Here is a 12,362-nt window from a genome sequence, read left to right on the forward strand (position 1 = left end):
GGGGACTCCCGGGTGATTGGCGCGGTGGTTGGAACGACGACGGGGCGGCGTTCGCCGCCCCGTCGGGGGAGGGAGCATCGGCCGGTGTCAAAGGCCGAGCTTCTTCTCCAGGTAGTGGATATTGACGCCGCCCTGCTGGAAGTAGCCGTCGCGGACCAGATCCTTGTGCAGGTCGATGTTGGTCTTGATGCCTTCGACCAGCAACTCGTCCAGGGCGTTGCGCATGCGGATCAGTGCCGTTTCGCGGTCGTCGCCCCAGGTGATCAGCTTGCCGATCAGCGAGTCGTAGTGGGGTGGCACCGAGTAACCGGTGTAGACGTGGGAGTCCATGCGCACCCCGAGGCCGCCGGGCGGGTGATAGAGCGTGACCCGGCCCGGGGAAGGCATGAAGGTCCTGGGATCCTCGGCGTTGATACGACACTCGAAGGCATGGCCGGACAGCTTGACGTCTTCCTGACGGATCGACAGGGGAAGTCCGGAGGCGATACGCAACTGTTCGCGGACGATGTCGACGCCGGTCACCATCTCGGTTACCGGATGCTCGACCTGTACCCGGGTGTTCATTTCGATGAAGAAGAACTCGCCGTTCTCGTAGAGGAACTCGAACGTGCCGGCCCCGCGGTAGCCGATCTTGAGGCAGGCGTCCCGGCAGGCCTCGAAGACCTGCTGTCGGGCCTGCTGGTCCAGGCCGGGGGCGGGGGCTTCCTCGAGCACCTTCTGGTGACGACGCTGCAGGGAGCAGTCCCGGTCGTAGAGGTGGATGGCGTTGCCCTGGCCGTCGGCCAGCACCTGCACCTCGACGTGGCGAGGGTTCTCGAGGAACTTCTCCATGTAGACGGTGCCGTCGCCGAAGGAGGAGTGCGCCTCGGTGCGGGTCACGTTGACCGCGGAGAGCAGGTGGCCTTCGGTGTGCACCACGCGCATGCCACGCCCGCCACCGCCAGCGGCGGCCTTGATGATTACCGGGTAGCCGATACGCCGCGCGGTGGCGAGTATCTCGCCCTCGTCGTCACCGAGCGGGCCGTTGGAGCCGGGCACCGTGGGGACGCCGGCTTCCTTCATGGCGCTGATGGCGCTGACCTTGTCGCCCATCAGGCGGATGGTCTCGGCGGTCGGGCCGATGAAGGTGAAGCCGGAGCGCTCGACCTGCTCGGCGAAGTCGGCGTTCTCGGAGAGAAAGCCGTAGCCGGGATGGATGGCGCTGGTGTCGGTGACCTCGGCGGCACTGATCAGCGCCGGGATGTTGAGGTAGGACTGGGCCGAGGGGGCGGGGCCGATGCAGACGGCCTCGTCGGCCAGGCGTACGTGCATCAGCTCGCGGTCGGCCTTGGAGTGGACCGCGACTGTCCGAATGCCCAGTTCCTTGCAGGCGCGCAGGATGCGCAGGGCGATCTCGCCGCGATTGGCGATGAGAACCTTGTCCAGCATGATGGAATCCGCCAGTGTTGTGGGAAGATCAGGAAATGACGACCATCGGTTGCTCGAACTCGACCGGCTCGCCGTCCTCGACCAGAATCGCTTCGACCACGCCGTCACGGTCGGCTTCGATCTGGTTCATCATCTTCATCGCTTCGACTATGCACACGGTTTCGCCTTTCTTGACGCTCTGGCCGAGTTCGACGAAGACCTTGGCGCCCGGTGCCGGTGCCCGGTAGAAGGTGCCGACCATGGGAGAGAGGATCGCCTGGCCCTGGTAGCCGGGACCTTCATCGGCCTCGGCGGCGGGTTCCGCAGGTGTCGCGGCCGGTTGCGGTGCCGGTGCGGCGGCCGGTTGCGGCCAGGCGGGAGCGGCTGGCTGGGGCTGTTCCGTCCCGTTGGGGTGACGGCTGATGCGAACCGACTCTTCGCCTTCCTGGATCTCGATCTCGCTGATGTTCGACTCTTCCAATAGCTCGATCAGCTTCTTGACCTTACGGATATCCATGACGTTGTCTCGATCGGTGGGTTCTGGGGCCGCCCGGCGCTGTCAACCCGGGCGATTTCTTAATAGATCGCGGCAAATTGGCGTGCTTTGCCGTCTCTAGGCGCCGTGATGGCTGATGTCAGCGGAGTTTGCCGAAAATCAACGTGGATGTCCAGCCAGCAACGAACGCTGTTCGTTTAGCGTGTTCACGCGGCCTGATGCGGCCTGATCCCGCCGCAACCAGGCGGCCACTTCGCTCAGGTGCGAGGCCAGGTCGGGGGCGTCGACCTCGCCTTGTATTCGCGCCTCGCGCAATTCGCGGCTGCCGTCGAAGAATAGCAGGCTCGGCGGGCCGAACAGGCGAAAATGATCGAGCAGCTCGCGACTGGTCTCGCCACTTTCGGTGACATCCACATCGATGCGCCGGAAATCGTCGAGGGCGGCCACCACGGCGGGAGCGGGAAAGACCTCTCGTTCCATGACCGTGCAGGAGATGCACCACTCGGCGGTGACATTGACCATGGCGGGTGTGTCGGTGGCGGCCAGCGCCGTCTGCAGTTCGTCGAGGCTCTCGACCACGGTGATGTCTTGATGGGCGTCCTGCTCGGGTGACGATGCGGGAAGGGCCGTCGTGGTTGCCGGGGCGAGGGGGCGCAGCGGATCCTGGGCGCCCCGAGAAGCGCCGATGATCAGGGTGATGCCCCAGGTCAGCAGCAGCAGGCCGGCGGCCTGGCGAACCCGCGGCCAGCCCTGAGCCTGGTCGACGTTCAGGGCGCCCAGTGCCAGTGCCGTGCCGATGGTCAGGGCGGCCCACAGCAACAGGACGATAGCGCCCGGCAGCAGGCGCTCGACCAGCCAGATCGCCACCCCCAGCAACAGAATGCCGAAGGCACTCTTGATGCCGTTCATCCAGGGGCCGGTGCGTGGCAACAGGGTGGTGCCGAAGGTGCCGACCAGCAGCAGGGGGATCCCCATGCCGAGGGCAAGGGCGAGCAGGGCGGCGCCGCCGATCAGGGCATCGCCGGTGGAAGAGATGAAGACCAGGGCTCCGGCCAGGGGCGCAGAGACGCAGGGTGAGACCACCAGTACCGACAATGCCCCGGCCAGCGCGAGGCCCGGGGGGCCGCTGTGTCGGGCCTTGTCTTGCCAGGCATCGAGATGCCGCGTCAGTCGTGGGGAGAGGCGCAGGTCGAAGGTGCCGAACATGGCCAGCGCGAAGAGAACGAAGAGGATGGCAAAAACGATCAGTACCGGCGCGGACTGCAGCCTGGCCTGCAGGTTCAGGCCGGCACCGAACAGGCCCATGAGCACGCCCACCGCGGCATAGGTGGCGGCCATGCCGGCCACGTAGCTGGCCGAGAGGGCGAAGGCACGGGGACGGCCGGGATTCTGGCCGACGATGATCGACGACAGGATCGGCACCATCGGCAGCACGCAGGGGGTGAAGGTCAGTCCCAGGCCAGCGAGCAGGAAGAGTCCCAGAACCAGAGGCAGGCTGGCATCGCGTATCAGGGCGCTGAAGTGGCCATCCTCGCTGCGGGGGGCCTCCTTTGCCGTTGCCTCGTCTGCCTCGGGGGTGGTCGCTCGAGAGGCTGTCCCGCCGTTCTCTGATGGCGACTGCCAATCGACGAAGGCGGCCGGCGCCTGGCTCTCCGGCGCCTGGAGCTCGATGGTCTCGGGCGGATAGCAGAGACCGGCGTCGGCGCATCCCTGGAAGGTCAGCGTCAGGTCCAGAGGGCCCTGGTGAGGCGTGTCGAGAGGGGCTTCGAGGACCACGCGATCATAGTAGACGTTGACCTCGCCGAGGAATTCATCGGTCTTGGGTTCGCCCGGAGGGAGCTCGAGCGTGCCCAGGGTGGCGTCTGCGTTTCGGGTGGCCACATCGAACCGATGTCGGTACAGATAGTAGCCCTCGGCGTTTTCGAAGCCGATCTTCAAGGTATCGCCGTCATGCCAGACACTGGGCTGGAAGGCTTCCATGACCGGCAGGAAGTCCGATTCGTCGCCCGAGGAAAACCAGCCGGCCTGGGCCGTCAATGGCAGTAGCAGCAGGATGAAACAGGCGAAACGGCGAAGCTGTGACACGGGGGGTCCTTTCTCCGAGACGTGGGTAGCGCGGTTGAGACTCGCGTGATGGCTTGGGGTTCCGAGATTGTGCCGCTATGCTCAAACGCAGTCGACCAGCATGGCGTCATGACCATGGTCGTTCATCTCCGTAATCTTACGACAGGGAAACACGCAAATGGGATTGACGAGAAAGGGCGCGATTCGCCGACGCAGCAAGGTCGAGGTGCTTGAGCGGCCGCAGTATGGCTGGATCTGGAAGCCATTGCTGGTGCTGCTGGTCCTGTATCTGGTGGCGACGTTGGCATTGGGCGTGTGGTGGAGCCGGACACCGGCGAACTTCGATGTGGAACAGGCCGTCGCCGAGCAACGCGGAGGCGGTACGGCCGCACGCGGTGCGGTGACCGTCGCCGGTCTGCGGACCACCCTGGCGACCCTGCTCGACAAGCCCGGTGGCTATCTGCGCAACGACATCGCGCCGCCGGGCCTGTGGCTCGACAATATGCCGGCCTGGGAATATGGCGTATTGCGTCAGGCTCGCGGCCTGGTGGCGGCGATGCCGGCCATGGCGAAAGGCTCGACTGAAGCGCTCGAGTCGACGGCGGTCAGCCTGCGCGGTGATGGTCGTGACTGGTTCTATCCTTCCACGGAACATCATGTTCGTCAGGCCCTCGACGAGCTGGACGACTACCTGGTGCGGCTAGGGGAGCCCGGGGACGTCGGCTTCGGTGACGGCGGGCAGGGCCTGGCCCCCTGGTTGTCGGGGGTCGCCGAGGCGCTCGACGATCTCGGCGGGCGCCTCTCCGCCAGTGTCGGCGACAAGGAGCGACTCGCCGAACTGGGAGTGCCGGTGGCCTCGCTGCCCGAGTCGACCCCCTGGTATCGGGTCGACAATGTCTTCTTCGAGGCCCGGGGGCAGGCCTGGGCGCTGCGCCATCTGCTGGCGGCGGTGCGTCGCGATCAGGCGGATGTGCTGGAGGCCGCCGGGCTTTCCGAGCGTTGGAATGCCCTTGCCGTGGCCCTGGAGCGTAGTCAGCGTCGCCTCTGGAGTCCGGTGGTGCTCAATGGTTCGGGGTTCGGCATCTTCGCCAACCATTCCCTGGTGATGGCCAGCCATGTGTTGAAGGCCAGGGATCTGGTGCGTGATTTGGCCGAGGGGCTGCCTGCCCCGGATGAGGGCATGGAAGAAGATGAGGCACCCGCCGAGAAATCAGGCGCCGAAGCCGACACGGGCGTACCCGAGTCCCGGGGTTCGTCTTCCCGGAGTGGCGGAATGGAAGAGGGCGACGCCACTCGGTCGAGTGAAGGCTGAAAGAGAAAAGGGAGACTCGACGACGAAGGGCCGCCCGGTGGGCGGCCCTTTCAGTGCACAGGATAGGCAGATCAGGCCTTGTCGTAGGCGGCCACGGACTTCTCGATGGCCTTGCGGGCGGCGTCGACGCCTTCCCAGGATTCCACCTTCACCCACTTGCCTTTCTCGAGATCCTTGTAGTTCTCGAAGAAGTGGGCGATCTGCTGGCGCAGCAGCTCAGGCAGGTCGGTGACCTCCTGGATGTCATCGTAGAGGCTGGACAGCTTGGGATGCGGTACGCACACCAGCTTGGCGTCCTCGCCGGCCTCGTCGGTCATGTTGAGAATGCCGACCGGGCGGGCACGAATCACGCTGCCGGGAGTGACCGGGTAGGGCGTCACCACGAGGGCGTCGAGGGGATCGCCGTCATCGGCCAGGGTGTGGGGGATGAAACCGTAGTTGGCCGGGTAGAACATCGGCGTGGCCATGAAGCGATCGACCAGCAGCGCGCCCATGTCCTTGTCGATCTCGTACTTGACCGGTGCATGGTTGGCGGGGATTTCGATCGCCACGTAGACGTCGTTGGGCAGGTCCTTGCCGGCGGGGATGTTATCGAAGTTCATGAGGGCGTCCTTCTCTGGCGAGTGTCCGGGTCGATTGGAGCAAATGCGGCGAATTATACGAAGCCGTCGGGGGGATTACCAATCCCCCTCGGGTCGTGTCGAGGCAGTCACGGCCTCGATGGACGAGCCAGCGTTGCGGACGACGTGTATGATGGCCCCCTGTTGAGCCGCCGGTGCGTCCGGCGAGTCGCCGCGAGCCCGAGGAGAATATCTTGGCATCCGCGCAACTGTCTCTGAGTTACGGTCAGGCCTTCGTGGCGCCGGAACGGCGTCGACATCGCAGTTCGATGTCGGTCCTCATGCCCGAGGCACTGCAATTGTCGACCAAGGGCGCCTGCGCCCTGATCAGCGACTCCACCACCCGCAACACCCTGGCCAAGCAAGCCGGTGACATCAGTGTGCGTGGCTTTCTGGCCGATTACTTCTCGACACCCGGTCACTGGGACGTGAAGACGTCGGCCAATCGAGTGCTGCGCTCGCTCAATGGCTGGTGCTTCGGTCAGAGTCGCCAGGTGAGCGATGGCAGCTATGTGAGCTCGCTGTCCGCCATGATCTATCGCGGGCGCGAGGCGCATCTCTTCCACATGGGCGATACCCTGGTGTTTCGTCTGCGTGGCGCCGAATTCGAGCAACTCTCGCGTGATCACGTCACCGATCTCGGAGGGTATCGCTATCCGTCCCGGGCGCTGGGCATGGATGCCAGCATCGATATCGATTACGTGCGTCTGCCCCTCAAGCAGGGAGATATCTTCCTGTTCACCACCCAGGCGGTGCAGGGGACCTTGATGCCGTCCGATTACGTTGGCCTGATCCGCCAGGATGCCAGCGACCTGGATGCCGCCTGCGAGCGACTGGCCCAGACCGCCCGGGCGCGTGCCCAGGAGCGCGGCTACGGTGGCGACCAGTTCTGCTTCCAACTGGTGCGCATCGATGAGTTGCCCGATGAAGAAGACGACCGGCCCGGCAAGGTCTACGGCGACCTGCCGATCCCCCCGGAGCTGTCGGTGGGGGAGCGACTGGATGGCCTGGAAGTGCTGTCGGTGCTGTCGCGGACGGCACAGTCACGTGTCTATCGCGTGCGTGATCTGCGCAGCGATCGGGAAATGGTGATGAAGGCGCCGAGTCCCGAACTGTCCACTCGCAATGCTTACCTGGAGCATTTCCTGCTGCAGCAGTGGGTGGTGGAGCGGGTGCATTCGCCCTTCGTGGTCAAGGTCATGGAGCCCTCGCGGCCACGCCGTTTCCTCTATTACCTGATGGCCTATGTCGAAGGCGAGACGCTCACCGCCTGGGCGCGTCGCCATCCCCAGGCGAGCCTGGCGCAGCGTCTCGATATTGCCATCCAGATGGGCAAGGCCCTGCAGGCGCTGCATCACCGCGACCTGCTGCACCAGCAGGTGCATCCCGACAATGTGCTGATCGACAGGCACGGTCAGGTGGTCCTGGCCGATTTCAGCGCCTGTCATCTGCGCGACGTCGATGGCCATCGACGCTCGCGTAGCCTGGTGCGTCAGGTCGGGTTGACCGCACACAGTGCCCCGGAGTATGCGCTGGACGATGAGGTGGGTCGGCGCAGTGACCAGTATTCGCTGGCCTCCACGGTGTACTGGTTGTTCACCGGTGAGCTGCCCTATTCATTGCCGACCAAGGACCTGTTGCGGCACACCGACCTGGAGCAGATGACCTATCGCAGCGCCCGGACCCTCAACCCCGAGGTGTCGCCGGCGCTGGACGATACCCTGCGTCGCGCTCTGGCGCCCCAGCGTGCCCTGCGATTTCGGCGACTGTCGGAATTTCTCCACGCCTTGCGGGGACCGGGCAGCGATACGCAAGGGGGCATGGAAGATGGCGGAGCATCCCGCGAACCGGCCCTCTTCTGGCAGGGGGTGGCGGGGATTCTGCTGCTGTTATTGGTGTTGTCCTGGTTGCTGCGCTAGAACCGGGCTGCGCCCGGAGCTGTAAGTTATCAGCTTGAAGCTGGAAGAAAAGCCGACCGGACTTCGTCCGGAGCCTGAAGTCGTAAGCTTGAAGCCGGAAGCCGGAAGCCGGAAGAAAAACCCTTGACCCCATGCCGTCGGGGTTCATGCTGCCTTCCAGCTTCCAGCTTCCAGCTTCCAGCTTCCAGCTTTAGAGCTTGAACTCGGGCAGCTTGCGTTCGACGCGGTGCTTGGCGAGCCTGGCGACCTTCGGCAGGCCGTTCTCGAAGGGCGGAAAGTCTTCGCCCTGGATCAGGGGAGCGAGGTAACGGCGGCATTCCTCGGTGATACCGAAGCCGTCCTCGCGGATGAACTCTCGAGGCATGAACTTCTCGCGGTTGGCCACGTCGGCCAGCGGTGCGGGCTCGACGGTCCATGCATAGGGCGCGTCGCTGGTGCGCTTGATGGCGGGCATCTGGGCGTTCTGCCCGTCCAGTGCCAGTTCCACGGCCTTTTCGCCGACGGCGTAGGCCTGGTCGACATCGGTCTTGGAGGCCAGGTGGCGCGCGGCGCGTTGCAGGTAGTCGGCCACCGCCCAGTGGTACTTGTAGCCGAGGTCCTGCTTGATCATGCCGGCCAGGGTCGGTGCCACGCCGCCCAGCTGGCGATGGCCGAAGGCATCGGTGTTGCCGGAATCCGCCAGGAAGGTGCCGTCTTCGTAGCGGGCGCCTTCGGAGACCACGATCACGCAGTAGCCGTAGTGCTTGACCGATTCCTCGACGCGGGCCATGACTGCCGCGCGGTCGAAGTCGATCTCGGGGAAGATCACCAGATGGGGGGGATCGCCCTCGCCCTGGCCGGCCAGGGCACCGGAGGCGGCGATCCAGCCGGCATGGCGGCCCATGACCTCGAGCACGAATACCTTGGTGGAGGTGGCGCACATGGAGGCAATGTCCAGGGACGCTTCCAGGGTCGAGGTGGCGATGTACTTGGCCACGCTGCCGAAGCCCGGCGAGTTGTCGGTGATCGGCAGGTCGTTGTCCACTGTCTTGGGCACGTGGATGGCGGTGAGCGGATAGCCCATCTTCTCGGAGAGCTGAGAGACCTTCAGGCAGGTATCGGCGCTGTCGCCGCCGCCGTTGTAGAAGAAGTAGCGGATGTCGTGGGCGCGGAAGACCTCGATCAGCCGCTCGTACTGGGCGCGGTGAGTCTCGATGTCCTTGAGCTTGTAGCGGCAGGAGCCGAAGGCGCCGGCCGGGGTATGACGCAGCGCCGCGATGGCCTCGTCGCTTTCCTGGCTGACGTCGATCAGGTCCTCGGTCAGGGCGCCGATGATGCCGTTGTGCCCGGCATAGACCTTGCCGATCCGGTCGTCGTGGCGACGGCAGGCTTCGATGACGCCGCAGGCGCTGGCATTGATCACGGCGGTGACGCCGCCGGACTGGGCATAAAAGGCGTTGTGCTGAGCCATGGAGCTATCCTGTTGATGTCGCATCGAGGGCGTGCGGCCGGCGACGTTCCTGTCGCATGTCGGCGCCGCCGAGGGTTCGGAGCAAGCGGGGATTCTAGCCCATCGCCCGGGTCGCTGCATCCCATGGCCTCGCCCCGCGATGGCTGGAGGGGGCGCGGGTGCCATGCTAGTCTGCCGCTTTCCGCCAGGCAGTCTGGCACGAATTTCCTGCGGAGACGGCATGCATCTTCACATTCTCGGCATCTGTGGCACCTTCATGGGTAGCCTGGCCCTGCTGGCCCGTGAGCAGGGGCTGCGGGTCAGCGGTTCCGACGCGGGCGTCTATCCGCCCATGAGCACTCAACTGCAGGAAGCCGGCATCACGTTGATGGAGGGATACCGCGCCGCCAATCTCGAGCCGCGCCCCGATCTGGTGGTGGTCGGCAATGCCTTGTCGCGCGGCAATCCCGAAGTGGAGGCCTTGCTCGATCTGGACGTGCCTTATGTATCGGGGCCCCAGTGGCTGGCGGAGCATGTGTTGCCGGGGCGTCGCGTCATCGCCGTGGCCGGGACGCATGGCAAGACGACGACGGCGAGTCTGGTGGCCTGGCTGCTGGAGTCGGCGGGGTTGTCGCCGGGGTTCTTGATCGGGGGCGTGCCGCGCAATTTCGGTGTCTCGGCGCGTCTGGGGGCACAGGATGCTCCCTTCGTGGTCGAGGCCGACGAATATGACACGGCCTTCTTCGACAAGCGGTCCAAGTTCGTCCATTACCGTCCCGAGATCGCCGTCCTGGGCAATCTCGAGTTCGATCATGCCGATATCTTTCCCGACCTGGCGGCCATCGAGCGTCAGTTTCATCACCTGGTCCGGACCGTGCCCGGCAAGGGAAAACTGTTGGTGGCCGACGACGCGCCGGCGCTGGATCGCGTGCTCGAGCAGGGCTGCTGGACGCCGGTCGAGCGCTTCGGCCAATCTCCGGACAGCGACTGGCGATTGGTACTCGAGCGCGATGATGCGGGTCGCTTCCGGGTCGAGCATGGCGACCAGCAGGCCACGGTCGACTGGGCCTTGAGTGGTACCTACAACGCCAGCAATGCGCTGGCCGCGCTGGCAGCCGCCCATGCGTGCGGGGTTTCCCTGTCTCGGGGTAGCGAGGCCCTGGCCCGCTTCGAGACCCCTCGGCGTCGCCAGGAACTGCGGGGAGACGTCGCGGGTATCCGCGTGATCGATGACTTCGCCCATCATCCCACGGCGATTGCTGCCACCCTGGACGGAATGCGTGCCAGCGGAGACAGGGGGCGACTGCTGGCGGTGATCGAGCCGCGATCCAACACCATGCGGCTGGGGACCCTGCGCGAGCGGCTCGCCGCCAGTGTGGCGAGTGCCGACCTGGCCTACTGGTACCAGCCACCGGAACTGGACTGGGCGCTGGCGCCAATGATCGAGGCCGCCACGACGCCGGGCCGCGAGTACGATGACCTGGAGGCCTTGGTGGCCGCACTGGTTGCCGAGGCCAGGGCCGGGGATCGTATCGTGGTGATGTCCAACGGGGGATTCGGCGGGATTCACGAACGACTGCTGGCCGCACTGGAGGACACCCATGGCCGATGAATTGCAGCCGCCCGTCACCGTGGCCATCACCGGTGCGTCCGGGGCCCAGTACGGGCTGCGGCTGATCGAGGTGCTGGTGGCCGCCGAGCATGAAGTCTGGGTGATGATCTCCAAGGCCGCCCATATGGTTATCGCCACGGAGACCGATAGTGACCTGCCGGCACGACCCGAGCGCTTGACGGAGGCGCTCACCGAGCGTTTCGGCGCACGGCCCGGTCAGATTCGCTGTTTCGGCCGCGAAGACTGGATGGCGCCGGTGGCGTCCGGTTCGGGCGCCAGTTCGGCCATGGTGATCTGCCCCTGCTCCACCGGCACGCTCTCGGCCGTTGCCTGTGGCGCCAGCAACAATCTCATCGAGCGCGCGGCGGATGTGGCCCTGAAGGAGCGTCGCAACCTGGTGCTGGTGCCCCGCGAGACGCCCTTGTCGGCGATCCACCTGGAACACATGCTGGCCCTGACTCGCCTGGGGGCGGTGGTGATGCCGGCGGCACCGGGGTTCTATCATCGCCCGCGCGAGGTGGAGGACATGATCGACTTCATCGTGGCGCGCATCCTCAATCAGCTGGGGATATCGCATCGATTGATGCCGCGCTGGGGGGACCCGGCTTCGCCGGGAGCTTGAAGCCATAAGCTTGAAGCGGGAAGAAAAACCCGACCCGGGCGGCGACCAGCAATTAGGGAGGCGCTGCCCAGCCAATTGACATGGAGGTTTCTCGAATGGTCAGCCTGGGCCTGCTGTCGGCCTTCGTGCCGACGTTTCTGCTCGTTTCCCTGACGCCCGGCATGTGCATGACGCTGGCCATGGTGCTGGGCATGACTCAGGGGGTGCGGCGGACCCTGTGGATGATGATCGGCGAGCTGGCTGGGGTCGGGCTGGTGGCCGCCGCCGCCGGGGCCGGGGTGGCGACGCTGATGCTGCGCCAGCCCGAGATCTTTGCCGTGTTCAAGTGGCTCGGGGGGGCCTACCTGATCTATCTGGGCGTGATGATGTGGCGTTCGCGGGGGCGCATGGCGGTTCCCGAGGAGCTGGATGCCCAGGCCACGGCTGGGCGCCGTGAGCTGGCGGTGCAAGGGTTCGTCACGGCGGTGGCCAACCCCAAGGGCTGGGCCTTTTTCGTGGCCCTCTTGCCGCCGTTCCTCGATGCTGACCGGCCCCTGGCGGGTCAGCTCGCGCTGTTGATCCTGCTCATCCTGACCATCGAATTCCTGGCGCTGGTCACCTATGCCACCGGCGGGCAGACCCTGCGCCACCTGCTGGGCAAGAGCCGCAACGTGCGCCTGCTCAACCGCATCGCCGGAACCTTGATGGTGGGGGTCGGCATCTGGCTGGCGTTGGGATGATCCGGCCCGGCTTCGCCGGGAGCTGTAACCGGACTTCGCCCGGAGCTGTAAGTTAAGAGCTGTAAGCTGTAAGAAAAACCATCGCCACTTGAGCGGTCGGCGGTATTATCCTGGCTTACGGCTTACGGCTTACGGCTTACGGCTTACGGCTTACGGCTTACG

10 protein-coding genes are annotated in these 12,362 nt (G+C 65.5%); 5 read left to right on the forward strand and 5 right to left on the reverse strand.

The features are described 5' to 3' along the window. Positions 1–87: 87 nt before the first annotated feature. The 3 genes from accC to dsbD all read right to left on the reverse strand — a co-directional run bounded on the left by accC (position 88) and on the right by dsbD (position 3,988). On the reverse strand, positions 88–1,428 hold the full coding sequence (gene accC, locus LU493_RS17150) for an acetyl-CoA carboxylase biotin carboxylase subunit (protein WP_275289022.1): 1,341 nt from the start codon (positions 1,426–1,428) through the stop codon (positions 88–90). A gap of 28 nt (positions 1,429–1,456) precedes the next feature. Continuing rightward, positions 1,457–1,924, reverse strand: coding sequence for an acetyl-CoA carboxylase biotin carboxyl carrier protein (gene accB / locus LU493_RS17155; protein ID WP_275289023.1), 468 nt, complete (start codon positions 1,922–1,924; stop codon positions 1,457–1,459). A 138-nt stretch (positions 1,925–2,062) separates the two neighbouring features. Beyond that, positions 2,063–3,988, reverse strand: coding sequence for a protein-disulfide reductase DsbD (gene dsbD, locus LU493_RS17160; protein WP_275289024.1), 1,926 nt, complete (start codon positions 3,986–3,988; stop codon positions 2,063–2,065). 157 nt (positions 3,989–4,145) lie between these two features. Here dsbD and LU493_RS17165 point away from each other — a divergent pair, with 157 nt between their 5' ends. Next, positions 4,146–5,279 (forward strand): DUF2333 family protein, encoded by a 1,134-nt coding sequence (locus tag LU493_RS17165; RefSeq protein WP_275289025.1) that lies wholly within the window; start codon positions 4,146–4,148, stop codon positions 5,277–5,279. A 71-nt stretch (positions 5,280–5,350) separates the two neighbouring features. Here LU493_RS17165 and ppa read toward each other — a convergent pair whose 3' ends face one another. Further along, entirely contained in the window at positions 5,351–5,881 is a 531-nt protein-coding gene (ppa, locus tag LU493_RS17170; RefSeq protein ID WP_275289026.1) for an inorganic diphosphatase, read from the reverse strand. Between the two features lie 212 nt (positions 5,882–6,093). On the opposite strand from ppa, the gene LU493_RS17175 reads away from it, so the two are divergent. Further along, entirely contained in the window at positions 6,094–7,818 is a 1,725-nt protein-coding gene (locus tag LU493_RS17175) for a bifunctional protein-serine/threonine kinase/phosphatase (protein ID WP_275289027.1), read from the forward strand. Positions 7,819–8,008: 190 nt separating this feature from the next. On the opposite strand, the gene LU493_RS17180 is transcribed toward LU493_RS17175, so the two are convergent. Beyond that, positions 8,009–9,268, reverse strand: a complete 1,260-nt coding sequence (locus LU493_RS17180) for a 6-phosphofructokinase (protein ID WP_275289028.1) — start codon at positions 9,266–9,268, stop codon at positions 8,009–8,011. Between the two features lie 220 nt (positions 9,269–9,488). Here LU493_RS17180 and mpl point away from each other — a divergent pair, with 220 nt between their 5' ends. The 3 genes from mpl (at position 9,489) to LU493_RS17195 (ending at position 12,200) form a co-directional block, all read left to right on the forward strand. Continuing rightward, complete coding sequence (mpl, locus tag LU493_RS17185; protein WP_275289029.1) at positions 9,489–10,859, forward strand: UDP-N-acetylmuramate:L-alanyl-gamma-D-glutamyl-meso-diaminopimelate ligase; 1,371 nt, start codon at positions 9,489–9,491, stop codon at positions 10,857–10,859. After that, on the forward strand, positions 10,849–11,481 hold the full coding sequence (locus tag LU493_RS17190; protein WP_275289030.1) for a flavin prenyltransferase UbiX: 633 nt from the start codon (positions 10,849–10,851) through the stop codon (positions 11,479–11,481). The genes mpl and LU493_RS17190 overlap by 11 nt, the downstream gene beginning before the upstream one ends. Before the next feature lie 95 nt (positions 11,482–11,576). Further along, complete coding sequence (locus LU493_RS17195) at positions 11,577–12,200, forward strand: LysE family translocator (protein ID WP_275289031.1); 624 nt, start codon at positions 11,577–11,579, stop codon at positions 12,198–12,200. Positions 12,201–12,362 lie beyond the last annotated feature (162 nt).

Source organism: Halomonas elongata (assembly GCF_029081005.1).
GTDB classification, from domain to species: Bacteria; Pseudomonadota; Gammaproteobacteria; order Pseudomonadales; family Halomonadaceae; genus Halomonas; species Halomonas elongata_B.